Origin of the sequence: Arthrobacter sp. B3I9, assembly GCF_030816935.1 — a bacterium.
Taxonomy (GTDB): domain Bacteria; phylum Actinomycetota; class Actinomycetes; order Actinomycetales; family Micrococcaceae; genus Arthrobacter.
Genome location: NZ_JAUSYO010000001.1, coordinates 953,031 through 976,854 on the forward strand (window position 1 = coordinate 953,031; position 23,824 = coordinate 976,854).

General features: G+C 67.6%; 27 protein-coding genes. 18 read left to right on the top strand and 9 right to left on the bottom strand.

What is annotated here, in order from left to right:
* Positions 1-5 precede the first annotated feature (5 nt).
* Positions 6-1,235: a D-mannonate dehydratase ManD gene (manD, locus tag QFZ65_RS04480; protein WP_306908445.1), complete on the top strand. Its 1,230-nt coding sequence runs from the start codon at positions 6-8 to the stop codon at positions 1,233-1,235.
* A gap of 111 nt (positions 1,236-1,346) precedes the next feature.
* Here manD and QFZ65_RS04485 read toward each other — a convergent pair whose 3' ends face one another.
* Positions 1,347-1,556 (bottom strand): hypothetical protein, encoded by a 210-nt coding sequence (locus tag QFZ65_RS04485; protein WP_306908446.1) that lies wholly within the window; start codon positions 1,554-1,556, stop codon positions 1,347-1,349.
* A gap of 321 nt (positions 1,557-1,877) precedes the next feature.
* Here QFZ65_RS04485 and QFZ65_RS04490 point away from each other — a divergent pair, with 321 nt between their 5' ends.
* A complete protein-coding gene (locus QFZ65_RS04490; protein ID WP_306908447.1) occupies positions 1,878-2,660 on the top strand; it encodes a phosphatase PAP2 family protein in 783 nt (260 codons plus the stop codon).
* A 41-nt stretch (positions 2,661-2,701) separates the two neighbouring features.
* On the top strand, positions 2,702-3,010 hold the full coding sequence (locus tag QFZ65_RS04495; RefSeq protein ID WP_306908448.1) for an MmcQ/YjbR family DNA-binding protein: 309 nt from the start codon (positions 2,702-2,704) through the stop codon (positions 3,008-3,010).
* A 52-nt stretch (positions 3,011-3,062) separates the two neighbouring features.
* On the opposite strand, the gene QFZ65_RS04500 is transcribed toward QFZ65_RS04495, so the two are convergent.
* Positions 3,063-3,398 carry a MerR family transcriptional regulator gene (locus QFZ65_RS04500; RefSeq protein ID WP_306908449.1) on the bottom strand — a complete coding sequence of 112 codons (336 nt, stop codon included), beginning with the start codon at positions 3,396-3,398 and terminating at the stop codon, positions 3,063-3,065.
* Between the two features lie 140 nt (positions 3,399-3,538).
* Between QFZ65_RS04500 and QFZ65_RS04505 the strand changes: the two genes are divergently transcribed.
* The 4 genes from QFZ65_RS04505 (at position 3,539) to QFZ65_RS04520 (ending at position 6,593) form a co-directional block, all read left to right on the top strand.
* Positions 3,539-3,964: an Hsp20/alpha crystallin family protein gene (locus tag QFZ65_RS04505; protein WP_306912497.1), complete on the top strand. Its 426-nt coding sequence runs from the start codon at positions 3,539-3,541 to the stop codon at positions 3,962-3,964.
* A gap of 114 nt (positions 3,965-4,078) precedes the next feature.
* Positions 4,079-4,492 (top strand): DnaJ domain-containing protein, encoded by a 414-nt coding sequence (locus tag QFZ65_RS04510; RefSeq protein WP_306908450.1) that lies wholly within the window; start codon positions 4,079-4,081, stop codon positions 4,490-4,492.
* A gap of 35 nt (positions 4,493-4,527) precedes the next feature.
* Positions 4,528-4,917 (top strand): hypothetical protein, encoded by a 390-nt coding sequence (locus tag QFZ65_RS04515; RefSeq protein ID WP_306908451.1) that lies wholly within the window; start codon positions 4,528-4,530, stop codon positions 4,915-4,917.
* Between the two features lie 104 nt (positions 4,918-5,021).
* Positions 5,022-6,593 (top strand): glycoside hydrolase family 1 protein, encoded by a 1,572-nt coding sequence (locus QFZ65_RS04520; RefSeq protein WP_306908452.1) that lies wholly within the window; start codon positions 5,022-5,024, stop codon positions 6,591-6,593.
* Between the two features lie 58 nt (positions 6,594-6,651).
* Here the strand turns inward: QFZ65_RS04520 and QFZ65_RS04525 are convergent, their stop codons facing one another.
* Positions 6,652-7,722: an App1 family protein gene (locus QFZ65_RS04525; RefSeq protein ID WP_306908453.1), complete on the bottom strand. Its 1,071-nt coding sequence runs from the start codon at positions 7,720-7,722 to the stop codon at positions 6,652-6,654.
* 227 nt (positions 7,723-7,949) lie between these two features.
* Here QFZ65_RS04525 and QFZ65_RS04530 point away from each other — a divergent pair, with 227 nt between their 5' ends.
* From QFZ65_RS04530 to QFZ65_RS04545, 4 genes are all read left to right on the top strand, one after another.
* The gene (locus QFZ65_RS04530) at positions 7,950-8,762 is read left to right on the top strand and encodes a hypothetical protein (protein ID WP_306908454.1); all 813 of its coding nucleotides are present in this window, start codon (positions 7,950-7,952) and stop codon (positions 8,760-8,762) included.
* Between the two features lie 154 nt (positions 8,763-8,916).
* Positions 8,917-9,105, top strand: coding sequence for a hypothetical protein (locus QFZ65_RS04535; RefSeq protein WP_306908455.1), 189 nt, complete (start codon positions 8,917-8,919; stop codon positions 9,103-9,105).
* The gene (locus QFZ65_RS04540) at positions 9,102-9,401 is read left to right on the top strand and encodes a hypothetical protein (RefSeq protein ID WP_306908456.1); all 300 of its coding nucleotides are present in this window, start codon (positions 9,102-9,104) and stop codon (positions 9,399-9,401) included. Before QFZ65_RS04535 ends, QFZ65_RS04540 begins: the two co-directional genes overlap by 4 nt.
* A 63-nt stretch (positions 9,402-9,464) precedes the next feature.
* Complete coding sequence (locus tag QFZ65_RS04545; RefSeq protein ID WP_306908457.1) at positions 9,465-10,832, top strand: ferredoxin reductase family protein; 1,368 nt, start codon at positions 9,465-9,467, stop codon at positions 10,830-10,832.
* Between the two features lie 28 nt (positions 10,833-10,860).
* Here the strand turns inward: QFZ65_RS04545 and QFZ65_RS04550 are convergent, their stop codons facing one another.
* Positions 10,861-11,592: a DUF72 domain-containing protein gene (locus tag QFZ65_RS04550; RefSeq protein WP_306908458.1), complete on the bottom strand. Its 732-nt coding sequence runs from the start codon at positions 11,590-11,592 to the stop codon at positions 10,861-10,863.
* Between the two features lie 135 nt (positions 11,593-11,727).
* Between QFZ65_RS04550 and QFZ65_RS04555 the strand changes: the two genes are divergently transcribed.
* From QFZ65_RS04555 to QFZ65_RS04565, 3 genes are all read left to right on the top strand, one after another.
* Positions 11,728-13,521, top strand: coding sequence for a glycoside hydrolase family 15 protein (locus tag QFZ65_RS04555; RefSeq protein WP_306908459.1), 1,794 nt, complete (start codon positions 11,728-11,730; stop codon positions 13,519-13,521).
* Between the two features lie 98 nt (positions 13,522-13,619).
* The gene (locus QFZ65_RS04560) at positions 13,620-13,928 is read left to right on the top strand and encodes a hypothetical protein (RefSeq protein WP_306908460.1); all 309 of its coding nucleotides are present in this window, start codon (positions 13,620-13,622) and stop codon (positions 13,926-13,928) included.
* Entirely contained in the window at positions 13,915-14,649 is a 735-nt protein-coding gene (locus QFZ65_RS04565; RefSeq protein WP_306908461.1) for an HAD family hydrolase, read from the top strand. Before QFZ65_RS04560 ends, QFZ65_RS04565 begins: the two co-directional genes overlap by 14 nt.
* 21 nt (positions 14,650-14,670) lie before the next feature.
* Here QFZ65_RS04565 and QFZ65_RS04570 read toward each other — a convergent pair whose 3' ends face one another.
* Positions 14,671-15,552 (bottom strand): CHAD domain-containing protein, encoded by an 882-nt coding sequence (locus QFZ65_RS04570; RefSeq protein WP_306908462.1) that lies wholly within the window; start codon positions 15,550-15,552, stop codon positions 14,671-14,673.
* 86 nt (positions 15,553-15,638) lie between these two features.
* Here QFZ65_RS04570 and QFZ65_RS04575 point away from each other — a divergent pair, with 86 nt between their 5' ends.
* Entirely contained in the window at positions 15,639-15,953 is a 315-nt protein-coding gene (locus QFZ65_RS04575) for a hypothetical protein (protein WP_306908463.1), read from the top strand.
* A 70-nt stretch (positions 15,954-16,023) separates the two neighbouring features.
* Positions 16,024-16,785, top strand: a complete 762-nt coding sequence (locus QFZ65_RS04580; protein WP_306908464.1) for an SDR family oxidoreductase — start codon at positions 16,024-16,026, stop codon at positions 16,783-16,785.
* Between the two features lie 44 nt (positions 16,786-16,829).
* On the opposite strand, the gene QFZ65_RS04585 is transcribed toward QFZ65_RS04580, so the two are convergent.
* The 3 genes from QFZ65_RS04585 to QFZ65_RS04595 are packed head-to-tail and all read right to left on the bottom strand — an operon-like array spanning position 16,830 to position 19,878.
* Positions 16,830-17,219 carry a sterol carrier family protein gene (locus QFZ65_RS04585; protein WP_306908465.1) on the bottom strand — a complete coding sequence of 130 codons (390 nt, stop codon included), beginning with the start codon at positions 17,217-17,219 and terminating at the stop codon, positions 16,830-16,832.
* Between the two features lie 8 nt (positions 17,220-17,227).
* Complete coding sequence (locus QFZ65_RS04590; protein ID WP_306908466.1) at positions 17,228-18,244, bottom strand: asparaginase; 1,017 nt, start codon at positions 18,242-18,244, stop codon at positions 17,228-17,230.
* A gap of 35 nt (positions 18,245-18,279) precedes the next feature.
* Positions 18,280-19,878 carry a molybdopterin-dependent oxidoreductase gene (locus tag QFZ65_RS04595; RefSeq protein ID WP_306908467.1) on the bottom strand — a complete coding sequence of 533 codons (1,599 nt, stop codon included), beginning with the start codon at positions 19,876-19,878 and terminating at the stop codon, positions 18,280-18,282.
* Between the two features lie 360 nt (positions 19,879-20,238).
* On the opposite strand from QFZ65_RS04595, the gene purD reads away from it, so the two are divergent.
* Positions 20,239-21,549 carry a phosphoribosylamine--glycine ligase gene (gene purD, locus QFZ65_RS04600; RefSeq protein WP_306908468.1) on the top strand — a complete coding sequence of 437 codons (1,311 nt, stop codon included), beginning with the start codon at positions 20,239-20,241 and terminating at the stop codon, positions 21,547-21,549.
* Positions 21,550-21,551: 2 nt separating this feature from the next.
* Positions 21,552-22,508 (top strand): phosphoribosylaminoimidazolesuccinocarboxamide synthase, encoded by a 957-nt coding sequence (locus QFZ65_RS04605; protein WP_306908469.1) that lies wholly within the window; start codon positions 21,552-21,554, stop codon positions 22,506-22,508.
* A gap of 7 nt (positions 22,509-22,515) precedes the next feature.
* Here the strand turns inward: QFZ65_RS04605 and QFZ65_RS04610 are convergent, their stop codons facing one another.
* Positions 22,516-23,784, bottom strand: coding sequence for a helix-turn-helix domain-containing protein (locus QFZ65_RS04610; protein ID WP_306908470.1), 1,269 nt, complete (start codon positions 23,782-23,784; stop codon positions 22,516-22,518).
* Between the last annotated feature and the right edge of the window lie 40 nt (positions 23,785-23,824).

A 23,824-nucleotide genomic window follows, 5' to 3' on the forward strand; every position in this document is an offset into this window, starting at 1 on the left:
CTGCTGTGAAAATCATTGCCGCTGAAGTCTTCGTGACCAGCCCGTCCCGGAACTTCGTGACGCTTCGGATCACCACCGAGGACGGCGTGACCGGTATCGGTGACGCCACCCTGAACGGGCGTGAGCTCGCGGTCGCGGCGTACCTGAAGGAGCACGTTGCGCAGTTGCTGATCGGAAAGGATCCGCACCGGATCGAGGACACCTGGCAGTTCCTGTACCGGTCCTCGTACTGGCGCCGCGGCCCGGTGACGATGGCGGCGATCGCCGCCGTGGACATGGCGTTGTGGGACATCAAGGGCAAGCTGGCGGGCATGCCGGTGTACCAGCTGCTCGGCGGGGCGTCGCGGAACGGTCTGCGTGCGTACGGGCACGCCTCGGGCTCGGATCTGGAGTCGTTGTTTGATTCCGTGCGGGAGCATCTGGAGCTGGGCTACAAGTCGATCCGGATCCAGACCGCGGTGCCGGGGATCAAGGCTGTGTACGGGGTCGCGGCGCAGGCGCAGGCCTCGGGCGAGCGCTATGACTACGAACCGGCCGGGCGCGGGGCGTTCCCGCTGGAGGAGGACTGGGACACCCGCGCCTACCTGCGGCACCTGCCCACCGTGTTCGAGGCGGTCCGGAACGAGTTCGGTCCGGAAATCCCGCTGCTGCACGACGGCCACCACCGGATGACCCCGATCCAGGCCGCGAAGCTCGGCAAGGCGCTCGAACCATACGACCTGTTCTGGCTGGAGGACTGCACTCCTGCGGAGAACCAGGAGGCGCTGCGCCTGGTCCGGCAGCACACCACCACGCCGCTGGCCATCGGTGAAATCTTCAACACTGTGTACGACTACCAGACCATCATCAAGGAACAGCTGATCGATTACGTCCGGGCCGCGTCGACGCACTTCGGCGGGATTTCGCCGTTGAAGAAGGTGATGGACTTCGCCGCGCAGTACCAGATCAAGTCCGGCTTCCACGGGCCCACGGACATTTCCCCGGTCGGGTTCGCCGCGCAGCTGCACGTGGGCCTGGCGATCCACAACTACGGGATCCAGGAGTACATGCAGCACTCGGACAAGACCAACGAGGTCTTCGAGCAGTCGATGACGTTCGTGGACGGTTACCTGCACCCGGGGAACGAGCCGGGCCTCGGCGTCGAGTTCAACGCCGAAGCCGCGGCAGCCTACCCCTACCAGCAGGCGTACCTGCCCTACAACCGCCTCGTCGACGGAACGGTCCACGACTGGTAAGCGTTCCCGCAACCAAAATGGTCCCGGGAGGCGAGCTTTCGCTCAGCCGCCCGGGACCTGTTTTGTTAAGAGGGGTTTCCCTGCGTCCCGTTTACCGGGTCTGCCGGTGGCTCAGTGAATGAGTTCCCGGGTCATGCCGAAGGGGACCTGGTCGGACAGTGCCGCCGTGTAGTGCCCGGGCTTGTGCCGCGTGAGCAGGATGCCGTGCGTCCCGGTGGTCATGGCGAGCTGCTGCAGCCCGCGGACTGCCTCGTTGAGTCGTTCGTCGAGGACATGCCGGCTGTCGACTTGGATCTCAATGGAGTCGGTAATCGTGGTCATTGCTCAGTCTTTCTTGGAGTACTTCTAGTCGGCCCCAATGGATTCAGGAACCATAACGTCATATTTATTGTCTCGTCAAGTTTCTCCGTTGCCTCCGTCCGGCGCCCAAACCCGGCCGGGGCCCGGTGCTGGCTACTGACCTGCGGTTCTACTCCGGAACTGGTTCCGATGGTGAAGGTGGTCACCTCGACGCCCCGGGCGGTGCGAGCCGTGTCAAGGACGGCCGGAACGCCGCCCGTCCGCCGCCCGTCCGCTGCCCGGACAAAGGCGGTAATCTTCAGCAAGGACCTCTATCCACTTCACTAAAGGCGGAAGCAGAACATGGCCGAGGAGCAAGCCCGGACGTCGCAGGGCCGGTGGCGCGTCTTCCATGACAAATTTGTCGTGGAGGAACGCTATATAAGCGCGGCTGCACGGAGAAATCTCTTCCGGATCGCCGTCGTCCTGATAGTCGTCGGAATCGTGCTGTTTTCGGTCATCCTGACCGACGTTCTCCTGAGGGACGGCGTCGCCGACGCAGATGAGCCCGTGCGCTCCTGGCTCCTGACCCTGCGCTCAGGGCCGCTGACCACCATCATGATCATCCTCGCGATCATCTTCGGCCCGGTTGCCCTGCCGATCATTGTCCTGGTGGTCACCGTTGCGTGGGGGCTGCTGGCCAAGCACGCCTGGCGCCCCATCCTGCTCGCGGGGGCGATGCTGACCGGCGTGATCCTGGCCCAGGTGGTGGGCCGGACCGTGGAGCGGCAGCGTCCCCCGTTGGACCTGATGCTTTTTGGCGCCGACACCACTTTCTCTTTCCCGTCGGGGCACGTCCTCGGTGCGTGTGACTTCCTGCTCGTCACGACGTACCTCGTGTATTCGCGTCGGCGCAATCCGCGGTCCGCCGTGGTCGCTTTCGCCGTCGCCGGAGTCGGGATCTTCTTTGCCGCGGTCAGCCGCCTCTACCTCGGATACCACTGGACCACGGACGCCCTGGCGTCGCTGTCCCTTTCCTTCGTGGTGCTGGGCGCAGTGATAGCCCTCGACACCTGGCGGACCGCCCGGATCCCGGGCGAGCGCATCACCGGAACCCTCTCAAAGGCCGAAACCAGCAAGGACTAGTCCGCCCTTGTCCGGGGCGGCTGCCGATGCCACCATGGGCCATGGCCACCGAAGACGACGTCCGCCGCGCCGCCCTGGCCCTGCCGGGCGTGGTGGAGCGGTCGAGCTGGGGCCGGCCGGCATGGTTTGCGGCCACCCTGATGGCTCGGATCTGGGACGACGGGGTTCTGACGGTTAAGACGGAGGAGCGCGAGGCGCTGGCCGGTACAGACCCGGCAACCTACTTCTGGACGCCGCACCATGACCGGTCACCGCAGCTGGTGCTCGTCCGCCTGGAGCGCATAGGCCTCCAGGAACTCGGCGAGCTCCTTGACGAATCACACCGGCTCGCCGGGGGCCGACGCCGGTAGCGCCGCCATGGGGCGGGGTCAGGAGGCGGGGCGGGTCAGGAGGCGGACCCAGTCAGGAGGCCGGCCCGACGTCGCGGTCCACGTTTGCGGGCCGGGACCGGGACCTTGCCCGCGCCCGTTTCAGTTCCGCGCGGAGCCGCGCGTTGGTGGCTTCCAGCTCCAGGACCTTGGCCACCCCGGCCAGATTCAGTCCCTCGTCCAGCAGTACGTTGATCCGCCGAAGCACCGCCAGGTCCGCTTCGCTGTACTGCCGCGTCCCCCCGGCTGTGCGGTCAGGCGTCAGGAGTCCCCGGCGCTCGTACAGCCGGATGTTCTGCTGTCCCGTTCCGACAAGCTGGGCCACCACGGAGATCGCGTACAGGCCCACCTCCGGTGCACGTTCCTCCATGGTCCTCCCTCAGCCGGCCAAAAATTCCTGTTGCATCAGTTTGGCACTGGTGCTATAAAAAATCTATAGCCGTCACCATAGATATGGGATGGGCGGCTGAAGGAAAATATCTGGATTCTCGTCAGAAGGAGTGGATCATGATGTTGATGCGTACGGACCCGTTCCGCGAACTGGACCGGCTGACCCAGCAGGTGTTCGGAACGGCGGCTCGGCCCGCTGCGATGCCGATGGACGCCTGGCAGGAAGACGGGGAGTTTGTGGTTGCGTTCGACCTCCCCGGCGTCAACGTGGACACCGTCGATCTTGACATCGAACGCAACGTCTTGACCGTCCGCGCAGAGCGGCGTGATCAGACGCAGCCCAACGTTGAGCTGATTGCTTCGGAGCGGCCGCGTGGCGTGTTTAGCCGCCAGCTGATCCTGGGCGACACCCTGGACACGGAGAAGGTTAAGGCCACCTACGCCGACGGTGTCCTGACACTCCGCATTCCGGTGCTCGAGAAGGCCAAGCCGCGCAAGATCGAGATCACGAGCACGCAGGACAAGATGCAGGAGATCGGCAAGTAAACGGAGACGGGCAACAGCGGCCGGACCGGCAGCTCCTGGGCGCCGGCCCGGCCGCCCCTGTACCACCCATCCGTCCCGGCCTGCCGGAGAACACCTCGGATGCTGGAGGCCCCAATGGACAGTGACCCGCGAGGTTACTACGCAGCCCTTCACGTGACGCCGGCTGCCACGCAGGCGGACATCCAGCGTGCCTTCCGGGCATTGATCCGCCTGCACCACCCCGACGTCGGCAGCCCTGGACCGCAGGGCGGGGGCTCGGACGTCCGGAGCATCCTGGATGCTTTCGCCGTACTGCGGAATCCGGTAGCCCGGGCGGAGTACGACCGGAACGGGCGGGCGCCGGACAGCGGTGCGGCCAGCGGCGCGCGGGGGACCGACGGACCCCCGGAGGGCGGCGGACGCCCTGCGGAGCCGCCCGGCCCGGCCGGCGCGAGGGACATTCCGGTGCGCCACCACCCCGGGCGCGGCCCCGTGCTTCGGGTCACCCCGGTCCGGTGGGAACGCGGTCCCTGGAAAGGGCGCAGCTAACAAAGCGGAAACAGCACAACAGAAGGAGTCCTGCCATGAGCGCATGGCGCCGCTACGATTCGCATCTGATGCCGGTCTTCCACGAACGGTTCGAGCAACGGTGGGGGAAAGGCACGGCGCCGTTTCTTGACCCCGAGGCCCACGAGTCCCCCCTTCCACGGGCGCAGTGGATCAACGTGGACACGGGCGCCGCACTGGCCGTGGTACCCATCTGGACCGACGACGATAGCCAGCACCGCTCCTTCGGCGTTTTCTATCTTCCGCCCACCGGAGACATCTGGGTCCTGCGCCCTGGCTTCACGGACTACCTGGAGCCCTCCGCAAAGGAGGCCGAACAGCTTTTTTCTCTCCGGAACGACGCCTTCAAGAAAGCGGTGGGCCATGCCAGGGAATTCATCTACGGCCCGGAAGGCTCCGTTCAATAACGGGGCCGGACTCAGGAGGAGCCAAGCGTGCCTCGTGCCAAGGACAGCCCGTTCGGCCTAAGATCAAGCGACCACCTGCGCAACTACCCCGGGAGACTCCGCCGATGAAAGCCTCCGCCAAAGAACTGGCCGCCCTGCTTCCGCCCCGCTTCACCCTGGGGGTGGCAACTGCGGCCTTCCAGATCGAGGGCGCGCTGGACGAGGACGGGCGCGGGCCCTCCGGCTGGGACGTCTTCGCGGCGAAGCCGGGGTCGATCGTGGATGACCACAGCCCCGCCGTGGCGTGCGACCACTACCACCGGATGCCGGAAGATGTGGCCCTGATGAAAGAACTGGGCGTCGATTCCTACCGCTTCTCCCTTTCGTGGTCCCGGATCCAACCCGGGGGCAGCGGTCCGGTAAATCCTGCGGGCCTGGACTTCTACGACCGGCTCATTGACCTGCTGCTGGCCAACGGGATCTCGCCCATGGCCACGCTGTACCACTGGGACACGCCGCTGGAGCTGGATGAGGCGGGCGGCTGGATGAACCGGGACACCGCCTACCGGCTGGGTGAGTTCGCGGCGATCGCCGCCGCCGCCTACGGTGACCGCGTGACGCGCTGGGTCACCGTCAACGAACCTGCCACCGTCACCACCAACGGCTATATGCTCGGCATGCACGCCCCGGGCGAAACCCTCATGCTGAAGGCGCTGCCCAGCGTGCACCACCAGCTCCTGGGCCACGGACTGTCGGTTCAGGCGCTCCGGGCAGCCAACGTCCCTGGGGAAATCGGCATCACCAACGTGTACTCGCCGATGGTCCCGGCTTCGGCCAACCCGCTGGACAAGGTCAGTGCCGGCCTGATGGACATGGCCCAGAACCGGATCTATGCGGACCCTGTCCTGTTGGGGAAATATCCGGACCTGATCCGGGCCGCCACATTCTTCTCGTCCTTCAGCCCGTCCAGCGAGGACATGGCGCTGATCTCGCAGCCGCTGGACTACTACGGACTCAACTACTACATGCCCACCCGCGTGGCCTCCGGCCCCGGGGACGGCCCCGTGCCCGAGGGCATGGCCGCGGCCATGGGCGATGACCTCAGCGGCACGGCCCCCGGGTCCCCGTTCCACATCGCCACCTTCCCGGACACCGAGACCACCGCCTATGGATGGCCGATCAAGCCCGAGTACATGGCCGTGGCTCTGGCCGAGATGAGCGAGCGCTACCCCGACCTGCCCCCGGTATACATCACCGAAGGCGGGGCGAGCTTCGAAGACCTGGAGATCCGGGGCGCGGACGGGCAGCTCATCATCCCGGATGAACGGCGGGTGCGCTACCTCGCGGACCATATCGCCACGGCGGTTGAAGCCACCTCGCCAGGCGGAGCAGCCGAAAAAATTGATCTGCGCGGCTACTATGTGTGGTCTCTGCTGGACAACTTTGAATGGTCCGGGGGCTACAAGCAGCAGTTCGGCCTGCTGCACGTAGACCGGGAGACTCAGCTCCGCACGCCCAAAGCCTCGTTCTATTGGCTCCAGGAGCTGCTCGCCGCCCGGTCCACGGACGCGGTCCCGGAGGTTACCGCGGGGGCGGCGCTCGCCGGCATATCCGACGCCGACGAGCTGGCCGGCGTGCCGGACGAAGGCGAGCTGGCCGGCACGCCCGACGACGAATGGTCCCAGGCGGTCAACTGACGCTGGCGGGCTGTTGCTGCAGGGGCCCGAGCCCGGCCGGCGGGTACTAGAACGGCGCCTAGAGAATTGTCAGTTCCCGCAGGCCTTTCGCCAGGCCCGCGCCGTCGGGGGAGTAGATCCACGGAACGGACGAACCGGCGTGGTCCCCGGACTCCGTGTGTCCACCGGCCAGCACGGCTTCGCCGGTGGAGAGCTGGCGGATGCCGATGGCGGCCACGCGGTCTCCGTGCTGCTGGGCGAAGTGGGAGTAAATGGCTTCATCGTGCTGGCCGTTATCCCCGAAAAGCAGCCAGCGCATGTTCGGGAACTCCTCTGCCAGCAGTTCCAGGTTCCGGCGCTTGTGCTCCTGGCCGCTGCGGAACCAGCGGTCGTTGGTGAGGCCCCAGTCGGTGAGCAACAGGGGACCCGGCGGGTACATGTTCCGCGTGATGAAGCGCGCCAGGGTGGGCGCCGCATTCCACGGCCCGGTGGACAGATAGATCACCGGGGCCTCCGGGTGTTTGACCAGCAGACGGTCCATCAGCACAGCCATGCCTGGCGTCGCCATCCTGGCCCGTTCGCTCAGGACGAAGGTGTTCCAGAGCGCGAGGAAGGGCCGCGGAAGTGCGGTGACCATGATCGTGTCATCAATGTCCGAGACGATGCCCAGCTCGGTGTCCGGGGAAATGACGAACACCTGGGACTTCACCGGGTCGGTTCCTTCGGCGCGCAGTTCCGCCGTGTGCCAGCCAGGAGCGAGTGACACCGGCACCACGGTGTCCACCAGGCCGCCGCGGTCCGCCTGTACCCGGGCAGTGACGCCCCCGATCTCGACTTCCACTTCGGTGAACTGGATGGGCACACTGGTGAAAGCGCGCCAGCCCCGGACATTCTGGTTGCCGTTCTGGGCGGCCTGCTCCGCCGCGCTTCCGGGCTTCGGCTTGCTTGTCAGCACCACCCGGGCGAGCACACGGACCCAGGTGGTGGAGCCATAGCCCTGGTAGGCGACGGTCTGCGGAGTGAAGTGCCAGCTCCTGGCAGCCTTCAGCCGCAGCCCGTTGACGCTGTCCGAAATCCAGTGGGCGAGCCTGAAGATATTGTTCCCGGAGACCGCTGGCTGCTGGGGTGAGTGCTGCGACACCAAGTTCATGCCTCCACTCTCCCACAGCCGCCTGCAGTTCGACCGGACTGCCTTGGGAGGAATCCCAATGTTGTTGTCAACGGTGACAGGGAGGCCCGGGCGGGAACTCCGTCCGCGTCCAGCCTGCTGAAACACTCACAGTCTGTGCACAGCAGCGCGAAAGTGGTCCGACAGGGTCCCATTCAAAGATAGGAACAACTTCGAAATCCGGAGTGGAACCAGCAAGGAGCATAACTGTGAACAACGTCCGGAAAATCGCGGCAGGCGCCACCCTCATCGGTGCCCTCATCGGCGGCGGCGCCCTCACCGCCATGGCGCTGCCGGCCAACGCCGCCACCACCGACACATCAACCGCAGCGTCCGACGGCTCAAGCAACATGAAGGAAACGGAACTGACCGGTGACACCGCCACCAAGGTCAAGGACGCGGTGCTGGCCGCCAATGCCGGTGCAACCGTCAACCGCATGGAAACCGAGGGCGACGGCGGCGCCGCCTACGAAGCCCGCATCACCAAGGCCGACGGCAGCCGCGCCACCGTCAAGCTCGACGCCAACTTCACCATCACCGCGACCGAAACCGGCGGCAAGGGTGGCCGCGGGGGCGGGAACGAAACGGAACTGACCGGTGACACCGCCACCAAGGTCAAGGACGCGGTGCTGGCCGCCAATGCCGGTGCAACCGTCAACCGCATGGAAACCGAGGGCGACGGCGGCGCCGCCTACGAAGCCCAGATCACCAAGGCCGACGGCACCCACGCCACCGTCAAGCTCGACGCCAACTTCACCATCACCGCGACCGAAACCGGCGGCAAGGGTGGCCGCGGGGGCGGGAACGAAACGGAACTGACCGGTGACACCGCCACCAAGGTCAAGGACGCGGTGCTGGCCGCCAATGCCGGTGCAACCGTCAACCGCATGGAAACCGAGGGCGACGGCGGCGCCGCCTACGAAGCCCACATCACCAAGGCCGACGGCACCCACGCCACCGTCAAGCTCGACGCCAACTTCACCATCACCGCCACCGAAGCAGGCGGCAAGCACGGCCACTGATCCTGGGGCACCTTCGGGCGGACGCTGCGCTGCTGCCGTCCGCCCGGAAACCTCCCTCTAGCCGCGTATTTCGGACCACCCCGCCCCGTGCCAGTCCCAACGACTCAACCGCAGCACAGCGGTTGCCGGAACACCCGCTCCAAGGAGGACCCTGATGATCACTTACCGCCCCATTGCCCCGCTGACCACCGGCCGCCCGGGCCTTGTTTCCGCGTTGGTAGCCATGGCGTTGACCGCTGTGGTCGGCCCTACCTGGCCGGTTTCGACCGCGGCAGCGCCGGACGCGGTTGCGGACACGGCTGGGACCGCGTCCCCGCTCGCGGCCGGCCGGAACCGAAGGTGAGCGCGGCTGCGCCCGAGCGTCCAGGACGCGGACCAGCCTGGGCGCCAGCACGACGTCGCCCGCAGGTATGGGGCAGACTCCAGCAGGCACTGACCATCACGGTCATCGGCGCTGCCGCCATCACCGGTCTGCAGCTCGGCCTCAACGCACCCGCCATCTCGCCGGTGCAACCCGTTCCCCTCTCCGGCAGCGCAGCCCCCGACAGCTCCTCTGTACTTGCCGCACCGGACGAACAAGCCCTCCCCGAACCCGCCAGGGGCAGGGCCGCCCGCGGCCGCGGCAGGGGAGGACGCTGAGCAATACCCACCAAACAATGGACAGGCGATCGCAGCCACCCGGCCGCCTGAAGAAAGAAGACGATGACAGTGTCAGCCGACCGTCGATGGAACGGACCAAGTTACGCCGAGGTGTCCGCGAAGACTGCCGCGCGGAGCGTCCCGCCGGCTGTGGCGCTCTGGCTGATTGCGGCCGGCGCCGCCGCGGCCGTTGCGCTGGCCGGGATCAGTGCGCCCCAACCGCTGCGGTTCAACCTGCCGCTCCTGGCCCACGTGTCCGGCCTGTTTGCCGGATACGGGGTAACGGTCATGGTGGCCCTGATGTCCCGCGCCCCCGCCCTGGAACGGGGAGTCGGTGCCGACCGGCTGGCCCGATGGCACGGGACTGGCGGCAGGGCCATAGTCAGCCTGATCCTCATCCACGGCCTTGCCGCGACCGCGGCCTGGGCAATGGGCCGGGGCTCCTCATTATGGGCCGCAACCGTCGACGTCCTCCACATGCCGGGACTTGTCGCGGCCACAGTGGGAACGGCGGTCTTTCTATCCGTGGGAATCGCTTCGGCGCAGGGCGCGCGCCGAAGGCTGAGGTACGAGACCTGGCACTTGCTTCACCTGCTGACGTACCTGGCGATCGCCCTGTCGTTCTCCCATGAGCTGGCTGGACCCGACTTGGCCGGTCTTCCCTTCGTCCAGGTGGCCTGGAGCCTCCTCTACACGTTCAGCTTCGGGCTGGTCCTGCGATATCGGGTTCTGGCCCCGCTCACACAGGTCTGGCGCCACCGGCTGCGTGTCGATCATGTTGTCGATGAGGGAGCCGGAGTTGTCAGCATCGTCCTTCGGGGCCGTCACCTCGACGAGCTCAACGCTGAATCGGGGCAATTCTTCCGCTGGAGGTTTTTGACCAGGACGCTGTGGCCGTCGTCGCACCCCTTCTCACTTTCTGCCCCGCCCCATCAGCAGTTTCTGCGGATAACGGTCAAAGCGGTGGGCGACGGAACGCAGTTGATCCACTCCGTACGGACAGGTACAAGAGTCCTGGCCCAAGGTCCGTACGGTGCCATGACGAAAGAGCGGCGCCAGGGGCGGGGAGTCCTCCTGATCGGCGGCGGGGTCGGAATCACCCCGATGCGCGCCCTGTTCGAGACCCTGCCGGTCGCCGGAAACGAACTGACCCTGCTGTACCGGGCCTCCTCGGCGGACGAGATTCTCTTCCGGGATGAGCTCGAATACATCGCCCGGCACCGTGGTGCGCGGCTGATCTTCCTGACGGGACCGGCGTCGGACCCCCGGAACGCGATAACCGCCCAAAGCCTGGAGGCCATGGTCCCGGATCTTGTGGCCCGCGACGTCTACCTATGCGCGTCGCCCCGGTTCTCCTCCGCAGTGACGACGGCCTTGACGGAGGCCGGCCTGCCCCGGCGGCAACTCCACCATGAGGATTTTGCCTTCTAGCTCTCGCGCCGGAGGAACAACAGCCTGTTCAGGCCCCCTGAAGCAGATGCCGCAGGGTAAAGGCGTTGCGCACGGCGTTGCCGCCGCCGTCGTTGTTGAAATATACGAAAACGTCCCTTCCGGAACCGCGCCACTCCCTGATCCGGTCCGCCCACCACCGCAGTTCGTCGTCAGAATACGATCCACCGTAGAGGTGCTGGTGGTCAGGTCCGTGCAGGCGGAGATAGACGAACGGCGCCGTGGCGCGGAGGATGCAGGGCAGCCCGGCACCGCTCATCACGCAGTACGCGGCTCCGTGCCGTTCCAGGAGCGCATAGACCTCAGGGTGGTCCCAGCTGGGGTGGCGGAACTCGACACTGACCCGGATCCATTCCGGCAGCGCGGAGAGGAAATAATCCAGCCGGGCGTCGTCGCGCGCGAAAGCCGGCGGCAGCTGGACCAGCAGAATGGCCCGCTTGTCGCCCAGTTCGTGCCAGCAGCGGACGATCCGGTCAACCCAGACTTCAGGCGCGTACAGTTTTTTGGCGTGCGTCAGGCCGCGGGGAGCCTTTGCTGACAGGAGGAAGCCCTCGGGCAAGCGGCGGCGCCAGCTTGCAAAGGAGACCTCGCGCGGCCAGCGGTAGAAGCTTGCGTTCAGTTCCACCGTGGTGAAGTTCGCCGCGTAGAGCGCCAGCCTGTCCCGCGCCGGGAGGCCCGGCGGGTAGAGCACGTGTTCCCAGTGGTCGTAGCTCCAGCCGGAAGTGCCGATCTGCAGTGTCACCCTGTCCCTGCCTCCGTCCCTACGCCCGTTGGGTTGCGGGGCGTCCTGCGCTGCCCGGCCCGTTGCCATCGGGGAACGTGGTCCGGCCTCCTTGGATCCTAGCCCCGGCCAACGGCGTGTGGCACTGTAAGTCCCATGGTACGTATCGAGGATTACGCAATGGTCGGCGACCTCCACACCGCTGCCCTGATCAGCACCGAGGGCTCGATCGACTGGCTCTGCCTGCCGCGTTTCGACTCGCCGGCCTGCTTCAACGCCCTCATCGACACGCCGGAGGCGGGCCGGTGGCTCTTGGCTCCGGAAACCGGCGGGGAGTGCACCCGGCGGCACTACCGCAAGGGGACGCTGATCCTGGAAACGGAGTGGGAAACCCCCACGGGCAAAGTCAGGGTCATCGACTTCATGCCCCCGCGCGACGGGGTAGCGGACATCGTGCGGATCGTGGTGGGAGTCCGCGGCTCTGTCCGGATGCGCGGCGAGCTGTCCCTTCGCTTCGATTACGGCCACATCATCCCTTGGGTCCGCCACGACAAACAAGGAATCCACGCGGTCGCCGGACCGGACGCCGCCTATCTCGTGACGGACGCGCCGCTGCGGGGCGAGCGCATGAAGACGCTCAGCGACTTCACCGTCCACGAGGGGGAGCGGGTGCCGTTCGTGCTGACCTGGACGCCGAGCCATCTGAAGCGTCCCCGGACCGTGGACCCGGAGAAGGTCCTGGCCTCCACCGAATCCTTTTGGCAGGAGTGGGCCGACCGGTGCACCGTGACCGGCCCGTACCGGAAAGTCGTCCAGCGTTCGCTGATCATCCTGAAGGCACTGACGTTCGCGCCCACCGGCGGGATCGTGGCTGCCGTCACCACCTCGCTGCCCGAGGAACTGGGGGGCATCCGCAATTGGGACTACCGGTTCTGCTGGCTCCGCGACGCCACCCTGACGCTGCAGGCCCTGCTGGCCGCCGGCTACACCGAGGAGGCCGCATCGTGGCGGGACTGGTTGCTCCGGGCGGTGGCCGGAGACCCTGCGGACCTGCAGATCATGTACGGCATCCATGGCGAGCGCCGGCTGCCGGAAACCGAACTTACTTGGTTGCGGGGGTACGAGGGTTCCTACCCGGTGCGTACCGGCAACGCCGCAGCCGGGCAGCTCCAGCTGGATGTCTGGGGCGAAGTCCTCGACTGCCTGTCACTGACCAGGAACTCGCTCCTGGAGCACACGGATGAATCCTGGGACCTCCAGGTGGCGCTGATGGAACACCTCGAGAAGGCCTGGACCTGGCCGGACAACGGTCTCTGGGAAATGCGCGGGCCGCGGCGGCACTTCACGCACTCCAAAATCATGGCGTGGGTGGCGGCGGACCGCATGGTCAAGGGTGTCCGGGACTTCGGCCTGCCGGGGCCGGCCGACCGCTGGGAGGAACTTCGCGACACCATCCGCGAGGAGGTGATGGAGAAAGGCTTCGACGCCGAACGCAACACCTTCGTGCAGAGCTACGGGAGCTCCGAGGTGGACGCCAGCCTGCTGCTCATCCCCCGGGTGGGTTTCCTGCCGCCGGATGACCCGCGGGTGATCGGAACAATCGATGCCGTCCAGCGGGAGCTCACCCACGACGGCTTCGTGCGCCGCTACAAGCCGGCCAAAAGCGACGACGGTTTGCCGGGCGGCGAGGGGGTGTTTCTTGCCTGTTCGTTCTGGCTCGTCGAGGCACTGCTGGGGGCCGGCCGGCGGCACGAAGCCAGGGAGCTGTTCCAGCGGCTGCTGGCGCTGCGCAACGACGTCGGGCTCCTCAGCGAAGAATGGCATGTCGAGGAGGGCCGGCAGCTGGGCAACACCCCGCAGGCGTTCAGCCACTTCGCCCTGGTCCTGAGTGCCTTGGAACTGCAGGAGGATGCCGTGCACCGCAGCGATACCCCGCTGGCGGGCGGCTGACGGCTGTTTACCTTCTGGTTACCCGCGGGTTTACGCGGGCCCGTCCGTAAGTATACTTACTAATACCGAAGATGGGGAGAAGACTAAAGGAGTATGCGATGGCTGGACATTTCGAGCTCGTGGACGCGCCCGACGGCGGTTACCGGATCCGAATGCTGGACGGCGTGGGAGAACTGCTGGCCATCTCGGTGACCTTCCCCACCAAGCGGGCCGCCGTCGCCGGTGTGGCAAAAGCCCGTGAGATTGCCGGAACGGGCCTGATCAGGGACCGCAGCATGGATGGGCAGCCAGCGGCCAAGGGCATGTTGCCGCGAAGCGTCCGGAGGGCCGCGGGTGCAGCAAACCGCGGCACTTCGTTGAGCGGGGCGGCACTTTCGGCGGGAAAGAGGGCCCGTGCGCACCGCTGAGACCGCAGGAGACGGCTCGCCGCAGCACGGCGGCGGCCGCAGGGCGGCGGTACTGTTCGACGTCGACGGAACCCTGGTCGATTCGTCCTATATCCATACCCTGGCCTGGTGGCGTGCCTTCCGCCAGGCGGGTTATGACGTTCCGATGGCCAGCATCCACCGCTCGGTAGGAATGGGTGGGGACAGGATCCTCGACAGCCTGCTCCCCGCGGACCGGGATACGTCCGAGGACAGCACGATCATGACCTCGCATGCGGCGGTGTTCTCCACCTTCTGGCCGTCCCTGCGTCCGCTGGACGGCGCCAAGGAACTGCTGGCGCAGTGCCACGAAAACGGGCTCGCCGTGGCGTTGGCGTCGTCTGCCCGGGAGCGTGACCTCGAGGCCCTGCGCGCCACGATCGGGGCTGACGCCTTCATCGATGCGGCCACGAGCTCCAATGACGCCCAGGAGAGCAAGCCCGCCCCGGACATCCTCGTCGCTGCCCTGAAAGCCCTCGGCGTGCAGGCCTCGGACTCCGTCTACGTGGGCGACGCCGTCTGGGACATCTATGCTGCCGGGAAGCTGGATATTCCGACAATCGGACTCACCAGCGGCGGCACCAGCGAAGCGGAACTGCGCGACGCCGGAGCTGTCGAAATCTACGCATCCCCCCGGGATCTGCTTGAGAACCTGGGAGCCAGCATGATCGGGAAACTCAGCGCCCGGCGGCAGCAGGACTGACGGACGGACGACGGCGGTGCGCTACCCGTTGCGGGGGAACCTCCGCCAGGCCTTGAGGAAGTCGGCTTCTGCACCGGCCGCCACGGCCTCCTCCTTGGCATGCAGCCGGCCGTAGCTGAACCCGCTCTCTCCGGCGGGCAGGGAACGCAGGCCTAGCTCGGCGAGCAGGGCCCGGGCCATCACGGTGTCATGGTGCAGGCCCAGGATGGTCTGGATGCGGCGTGCGGCCTTGGCTCTCTTCCGCACCTGCTTGCCGGCGCCGCTGACGGTGGCCGCCAGTTCCGCTGAATAGCGGAGCCGCTTAGCCGCCTTCCGCACCTCGTGTAGCCCCGCGGCCCGGGCAGGGACGTTGCCGGGTGATGCTGCGGGAAGCCCGGCAACCGCACGGTCCAGGCGGGCAGTATCCCGGGCAAGGATCTTCTTGAAAGCCTTGCCCGGCCGCCGCGAGGCCCGGTCCGACAGCTTCCCGACGCTGAGCAGGACTTCCAGGCGGGCGATCAGCCTGGTGTAGCGCTCGCTGTCCAGTGCCGTGACGACGCCCTGGTGTCCGGCCGCAGCCGCCGCGTCGAGCTCCTCGTCGATTTTCCGGTCCGGGCGTCCGTGGCCGAGGTCCCCGGGTTCAGCGGCGAGCAGGTCCCGGAGCCTCGCCTGGACCACGCGGGGATCACGCGCAGCCCCGAGCTCCACCGAGATCCAACGCAGCTCGGCGCGCACGTCCGAAGGCTCTGCCGTGGCGAACAGTTTCCGGCCGCTGCCCAGCAGGGACCGGAGCCTGCGGGCCGCCACCCGCATCTGGTGCACGGCTTCCGCCTGGCCCTCGCGGGCTTCCGGTGCGTGCCGCCGCAATTCACCGAGCTGCTCCCTGAGGTAGCCCAGCAAGACGTCACCCGCGGTGGTTGCCATGGTTCACTGTACGACGTGGACGCCAGCCCGGGGTCGCCACGGGCGGACGCCAGCCCGGGGTGCCCGGGCGGCGTTAGAGTGAGTCCATGAATCCAGTGGGGGAACACCGGCCAGGTCCCGGCCGGAGGAAGCTCGCGGCGGACCTGGCGGCGCCGCTGCTGGCCGTGTTGCTGCTCCTGGCCGGACTGATTCTCACGTCTCTGCCCGTGCGCTCAGAGAACTTCGGCTGGTTTGCCTATGCGCCGTTGTCACAGCAGACGTTCCAGCTCCAGGGCCTCGTTATGATCGGACCCGAGGCCTGGGCGGGAATCGCGATGATCAGCCTGGGGTTGCTGATCCTTGCCTTCTGGTCCGGGTACCGCGTCGGATCGCACCGGCGGCAAGCTCCCGAACTGCAGTAAAGCCTCCATCGGCCCGGGTCGGGAAGTCCGGGCCGCTACCATTCCGTTCACCAGCACCGAGGAGTTCCGCATGACACGTCTGCACCAGCCCGGCCCCGTCGCCGTCGTCACCGGCGCAGGATCGGGGATCGGCCGGGCGGTGGCCCGCCTGATGCTGGCCGAGGGATACCGGGTGGTGCTCGGCGGACGGCGGGAGGCGCCGCTGCAGGAGACCGCCGCCGGCCATGCCCAGGCGCTCGTCGTGCCCTGCGATGTCACGGTGCCGGACGACGTCGAGCGGCTGTTCGCCGCGGCGCTCGCGCAGTGGGGCCGGGTGGACGTCCTGTTCAACAACGCGGGCGTGTTCGGGCCCGCCGCATCAGTGGACGAAATCAGCCTCGCGGACTGGGACGAGACGGTGGCAGTCAACCTCACCGGGTCCATGCTCTGCGCCGCGACTGCGGTGCGGGCCATGAAGGCGCAGTCCCCGCAGGGCGGCCGGATCATCAACAACGGCTCGATTGCTGCGCACGCGCCGCGGCCGCGGACCGTGGCGTACACGGTCACCAAGCACGCCATGACGGGACTGACGAAGAGCATCGAACTGGACGGCCGCGGGTTCGGCATCTCCTGCGGGCAGATCGACATCGGCAACGCGGCCACCGAGCTCATGGACACGATCGGCGTCGGCTCCGGCGCCCTGCAGGCCGACGGCAGCCGGCGCGTGGAGCCGACCTTCCCGGTGGCGGACGCCGCCCGCGCAGTGCTGCTGATGGCGGGAATGCCGCCGTCGGCAAGCGTCGGGTCCGTCGTGATCACGGCCTCCGGCATGCCGTTCATCGGGCGCGGATAAGCCGGCCGCTCCACGCTTCCGGAGGGCCCGTTGAGGCTCCCACGCTAAAGCGGCAGCAGCCCGGACAGGTCGGCGCGCAGTCCCGAGGCGGCCACCCTGCCGCTGCTGACGGCGTCGGCCCAGCTCAGGTGTCCGCAGACCATGGCAAGCCACGTGGCGGCGTCGCACTCGATGACGTTCGGGGGAGTGCCGCGGGTGTGGCGCGGACCCTGCACGCACTGGGTCACACCGAACGGCGGGACCCGGACCTCGACGGAATTGCCGGGTGCCCGGGCGGTGACCTCCTCAAGTGAGTAGCGCACCGCCGTCGCGATTGTGATGCGGGGGACGGTGCCCGCATTGCCCGGGGTGGCATCCGGGGTGCCGGCCTGACGCCAGGCGGCCAGCGCCGAGCGGCCTTCCTCGACTGCAATCCGGCGTCGTTGAATTGCCACGGTCCCGCCTAGTCCAGCAGCGCCGAGACAGCGCGCCCCAAGCGGATTTTGCCCACTTGCCGGCCGCCGCCCAGCACAGGGTCCACAACTTTCTCCAGCACGCTGGAGACCTCCGGGATTTCGACGGCGCCGGCGGCCGCGAGCATCGTAAGGCCCACCAGCGTCGTGGCGCGGATGTTGCCGTCGAGGACCTTGACGGCAACGGAGACGCCCTGGCTCGTGGCCATCACCAGGACGCCCTCGGCGCCGATCTTGGCGAGGACCCCGAGCTCGTCCATGACGATGGTGTTCGACTCGCCGCGGCCCTGCACCGCCCACGGGTAGTCAAGCATGGACGTGGCGATGGTGGCGGCCCGGGCGTTAGAGTGTTTGTCCCCGGGGGCCTTGGCCAGCTGTGAGTATGCCCGTGCCAGACCCGTCAGCGATACGGCCGCCACCGGGGCGCCGCAGCCGTCGATCCCGAGGTGGGCGATGCTTTCGCCGCAGTACTCCTCGATGACAGACCGGATCCGCTGCTGCAGGGGATGGTTCGGTTCCAGGTAGCTGTGGGTGTCCCAGCCGTTCTCCGTGCAGGCCCACAGGAAGGCGGCGTGCTTGCCGGAGCAGTTGAAGGCCAGACGCGACTTGCCGCGTTCGGAGTGCACCAGCCAGTTCCTGGCGGTTTCGTCCTGCGGCCAGTCCGCCGGGCACTGCAGCTGTTCTTCCTTCACCCCGGCGGCCTTGAGCATGCCCTCGACCACATCCATGTGATCCAGGGAGCCGACGTGGCTGCCGCAGGCAATCGCCACCTGCGCTCCGCGGAGGGGGACGCCGGACTGCATCGCCGCCAAGGCCTGCAGCGGCTTGAGGGTTGACCGGGCGAAGATCGGGTTGGTGATGTCGCCGAGTTCGGTCACCACGGTGCCGTCGGCGGCCAGCACGACGGCGGAGCCGATGTGGCGGGACTCAACGAAACCGCTGCGTTCCACCACTGCCAGTTCGACGGCGGACTCGACGGTGAAGGTGGCGTGCGAATTCAGGGGCATATCGCAAGTCTATGGTGCCTCCGGGGATACTCCCGTTATTGCACGGTCACCATGACCGACTGCCAGCCCGAGGCGCCGTCGGGAACCGGATCAGCACGTTTTCCCGTCTGGACTTCACCCGTGCCATCCGTGGCCCGGGCTTTCAGGTAGTGCGGACCCGGAGTCGCGTCCCAGTCGAAAGACCACTGCCGCCATGTGATGAGCGAGGCTTCGTCGGAGAGCGTCGCCTCGGTCCAGGGGCCGTCGTCGACCTGGACCTCGACCTTGGTGATGCCGCGGGTCTGGGCCCAGGCGGTGCCGCCGATAGCCACCCGCCCGGCGGGGACCTGGGCGAAGGACTTGGGAACTTCAATGCGGGCCATGGTCTTGATGGGGCCGTGCTCGGACCAGCCGCGCTGGGTCCAGTACGCCTTGCTGTCTGCAAAGCGGGTGACCTCAAGGTCCACCACCCACTTGGTGGCCGAGACGAAACCATAGAGCCCGGGCACCACCATGCGCACCGGGTAGCCGTGTTCGAGCGGGAGGGCCTCGCCGTTCATCCCGATGGCCAGCATGGCGTCACGGTCATCCTGCAGCACCTCCAGCGGCGTCGAAGCGCTGAAGCCGTCGATCGAGGTGGAGAGCACCATGTCCGCGCCATCCTTCGGTCCGGCCATCCGGAGCACCTCCCGGATGGGCAGGCCGAGCCACTTCGCGTTGCCGGCGAGGTTACCTCCTACCGGATTGGAGACGCAGGTCAGGCTTACGTGCGATTCGATCAGCTCGGCGTCGAGCAGGTCCTGGAAGGTGAGTCGGACCTCCCGCTCGACGAGCCCGTGGACGCGCAGCTCCCAGTCCCGGGCGTTGATTTCAGGCACGCTAAGGGCGGTGTCAATGCGGTAGAAATCCTTGTTGGGTGTCAGCCATGGTGTGACGCCCGGCGCCTTGGACTGCACGCCGGCGGGCACCGGTTGGGCCGCCCTGGCCGGCGCGGGCAGCTTGAGGGATTCGCGGGCCTGGGTCACGTTGCTGCGGGCTGCGCTGAGCAGGCGGCCCCCGGCCGCGGCGACGGCCGAGGCCGTCACGGTGATGCCGATCCCGCCGAAGAAGGCGCGCCGGCTGGTGGCGGGCCGGTCCGGTTCTTTCGCGGCGGCGTCGGCGGCCACGTCCGGCCATGCCCGCATCCGCCATAGCCGGCTGACCAGAAGCCGGAGCACGATGAGCCCGGCGGCTGTGCCGATCAGCGAGGGAATCGCGTCCAGCGGCCTGACGCTCGCCCGGGTGACCACGCTGGCCACGATTACGGTTCCCAGTAACAGCACGCCTGCTACGCCCAGGGCCCACTTGCGGTAAGCGACGACGCCGAGCACGCAGGCGAGCACCAGGATGGTCACCGCCATGCCGACGAATAGCGCGGCCTTGTCGTTGGTCCCGAAGGTGGCGATCGCGAAGTCCTTCATCCATGGCGGCGTGAAATCGATGAAGGTGGACCCAAGGGCGATCAGCGGTGTTGCCCGGGCCGTGAAGAAGGCGCCGACCAGTTCGGCCACGGACAGGACCACCCCCGCCGCCGCCACGCCGGCCAGGGCTGTGGCGGCCCCATGCCGCTGCCGGGGCTGCTGCGGGGACGGCTTCTGGGTGCTGGGCTTCTTCATACAGGCTCTTCGTAGCTGCAGGCCCCGCGGATTGTCCCTGCCCCACCGGACATGCCCTCCGCTCACGCCTAGGAGTGGACATATCCCGTGGTCACGGGCCTGAAGACTGGGCATGTTCTCCCGCTGCGTCCAGGGATGGGCATCATGCCATTGTGCCCGTTGCTCGCGGCAAGGACTGGGCTTGCCCCGCGCTCGCGGCAAGGACTGGGCTTGCCCCGCGCTCGCGGCAAGGACTGGGCATGCCCCGCGCTCGCGGCAAGGACTGGGCATGTCCCGTGACGATGCGCGCCAAGACTGGGCATGTCCAGCGGCGGTCACAGCTTAGGAGCCTGCCCAGTCCACAAAGTACCCTTGAGAACTGTGAAGGTACTCGTCATCGGCCCCGGCGGCCGCGAACACGCCATTGTCCGATCCCTGCTCGCCGACCCCAACGTTTCGGAGGTCCATGCGGCCCCGGGCAACGCCGGCATCAGCAAGCTGGTCCCCACGCACGCGATCGACGCGAACGACCCCGACGCCGTCGCCGCCCTGGCCACCAGGCTCTCGGTCGACCTCGTCGTCGTAGGACCCGAGGCCCCGCTCGCGGCGGGCGTCTCCGATGCCGTGCGCGATGCGGGCATCCTGGTGTTCGGGCCGAGCCAGGCCGCCGCCCAGCTGGAAGCGTCCAAGGCGTTTGCCAAGGAAGTCATGGCTGAAGCCGGAGTCCCCACCGCCATGGCGCGGGTTGCGGGCACCGCGGAGGAGGCCGCCGATGCGCTCGACACCTTCGGCGCTCCCTACGTGGTGAAGGATGACGGGCTTGCGGCGGGCAAGGGCGTGGTGGTCACCAACAGCCGCGACGAGGCCCTTGCCCACGCGCAGAGCTGCTTTGACGCCGGCGGCACGGTGGTGATCGAGGAGTTCCTGGACGGCCCCGAGGTTTCGGTATTCGTCCTCTGCGACGGCAGCAACACCGTCGCGTTGTCCCCGGCGCAGGACTTCAAGCGGATTTACGACAACGACGAAGGCCCCAACACCGGCGGCATGGGCGCCTACACCCCGCTGGAGTGGGCCCCCGAAGGCCTCGTCCAGGAGGTTCTCGACCGCATCGCGCAGCCCACCGTCAATCAGATGGCCCACCGCGGTACGCCGTTCGTCGGCGTGCTCTTCGTCGGCCTGGCCCTCACCGCCCGGGGCACCCGCGTCATCGAATTCAACGTCCGCTTCGGCGATCCGGAGACCCAGGCTGTCCTGGCCCGGCTCAAGACCCCGCTCGGCGGCCTGCTGATGGCGGCTGCGAAGGGCGAACTGGACAAGGTCCAGCCGCTGCGCTGGTCCAAGGACTCCGCCGTCGCCGTCGTGGTCGCCGCGGAAAACTACCCGGCAGCCCCGCGGACCGGTGACCGGATCCGTGGGTTAAAAAAGGTCGAAGCGATCGAGGGCGTCCACGTCATCCACGCCGGCACCAAGCTCGACGCCGAGGGCAAGGTGGTGTCCGCAGGCGGCCGCGTCCTCGCCGTGGTGGCGCTGGGAACCGACCTTGTCGAGGCCCGGGAACGGGCGTACGACGGCGTCGAACTGGTCCAGCTGGAGGGCGGCCAGTTCCGCACTGATATCGCCGGCAAGGCGGCCCGCGGAGAAATCAAAGTCAAAACGGCCGGCGTTCCTGCCGCGACGAAAGCGAAGGCCTGAGCATGACCGGCTCCGATTCCTCCCTGTCCGGCGACGCGCCGAAGGGCCTGGATACCGCCACCCTGGAGCTGCCGGGCTGGAAGCACGTCTACTCCGGCAAAGTCCGGGACCTGTACGTTCCGGCGGATGAGGCCATCACCGAGCGGATGGGACGCGACTGCGTCCTGGTGGTGGCGAGCGACCGGATCAGTGCCTTCGACCATGTCCTCGCCAGCGAGATCCCGGACAAGGGCCGCATCCTCACCCAGCTGAGCCTCTGGTGGTTCGACCAGCTCGGCGTGGAGCACCACGTGCTCGCGTCCACGGTCGACGGCGGTGTCCCCGCCGCTGTGGAGGGACGGGCGATGATCTGCAAGAAGCTGGACATGTTCCCCGTCGAGTGCATCGCCCGCGGCTATCTCACCGGCTCCGGACTCGCGGAATACCGGCAGACCCGCACGGTGTGCAGCATCGCGCTGCCGGAGGGCCTCGTCGACGGATCCCGGCTCGACCCGGCGATCTTCACGCCTTCGGCCAAGGCCGAGGTGGGCGAGCACGATGAGAACATCACCTACGACGCCGTCGTTCAGATGGTGGGCGACGACGTCGCGGCGCGGCTGCGCGAGCTCACTCTGGAGATCTACACCAAGGCGGAGGCCACCGCGCGGGGCCGCGGCATCATCCTGGCCGACACCAAGGTGGAGTTTGGTGTGGACGCCGCCACCGGCGCCATCACCCTTGGCGACGAGGTGCTGACCCCGGACTCCTCCCGGTTCTGGGACGCAGCCACCTACGAGCCCGGCCAAGCCCAGCCGTCCTACGACAAGCAGTACGTCCGCGACTGGCTGACCTCGGCCGCGTCCGGCTGGGACAAGTCCTCCGACGTGCCCCCGCCTCCGCTGCCGGCCGACGTCGTGGCCCGCACACGGAGCCGCTATGTCGAGGCCTACGAAAAGCTCACGGGCCGGACGTTCGTCTAGCCTGCTGCTAGGCTTCGGCCGACGCGGCAGCCGCGGCGCGGCGCTGCGCCAGCCGGATTTCCAGCACGGCATCCATGGCCTGCTGGACCCGGTCGGAGGCGCCGGCGGCGCTGAACTCTTTCTGGGCCTCCTCGAGGTAGACGAGGGCATCGGACGCTTCCCCGGCGGCTTTGAGGGCCTTTCCCAGCAGCAGCGACACCTCCCCGGCGGTGTGCTGGGCCAGTGCGTCGCGCTCGGCATGGATCTCGCGGAGCTTCTGTACGGCCGCGACAATGTCACCGGTCAGGTAGAGCCAGCGGGCGCGGATGAACGCGACCTCGAGCTCGTCCGTCCGGGTGCCGCCCACGATCGAAAGCGCCAGCTCGGCCCGTTCGATCGAGGACAGGGTCTCCGGTTCGACAATCCCGGAGGACAGCCGGACGGCGGCCGACGCCTTATTGAACCGTGCCCAAAGATCGATGTCATTGGCGGGGGAGAGCAGCCTGGCGGCGCGCTCGTGATACTTGACCCCTTCCGCATAGTCGTGCCGCATGAAGGCGACATTCCCGATGACCCAGGCGACTTCGCCGGCGAGCTGCGTCATGGAATGCTCGTTCATCCGCTCGTTCATGTCCTGGCAGTACTCCCAGGCCTCATCGAGCCGGCCGCTCTCGGCCAGGGCGCCAATGAGCGCCCGCAGCGCGCCGATGATCATCGTCGAGTCCTGGGGCAGTCCGGCGCAGAGGCGTACGGCCTCCTGCGCGTGGCTGACGGCGGTGGTCAGCTGCCCCTGCCCCTGTGCGGCCGCGGCGAGCATCTGCTGGGCCCTGACGCCCAGCCCGGCCGATTCCGCGGCCATGGGGTGGTCCAGCAGGTGCTGGACGACGTTCTTGCACTCCTGCCACAGCCCCTGCTTGATGAGGCATTCGGCCTGCATGTACGTCATGTTCCACCAGGCGCTGGTGTTTTTTGCGTCCTGGGCAATACGGGCGGCGGCCGCGGCGTGGGTTGCCGCCACCGGATAATCGCGGAGATCCCAGGCCTGCCTGGCATACAGTCCGGCGAGGACATACTCCGCGTCGCTCACGGACACGGGCTGGCTCCAGGCCTCCAGTGCTTTGGGTGCGAGTTCGAGCCTGTGGGCCAGCTCCTCTATGACGTCCGCGGTCGGCTCGCGGCGCCCGGTTTCCAGCAATGAGATGTAGCTGGGTGAGTACAGGTCCTTGCCCAGCTCCGCCTGGGTCAAGCCCCGATCCAGCCGTTCCGCGCGGAGCTTTTCCCCAAATCCGTTCCCCACGGACGCCTCCTAATCCCGGACAATCTTTGTACTAAATCCT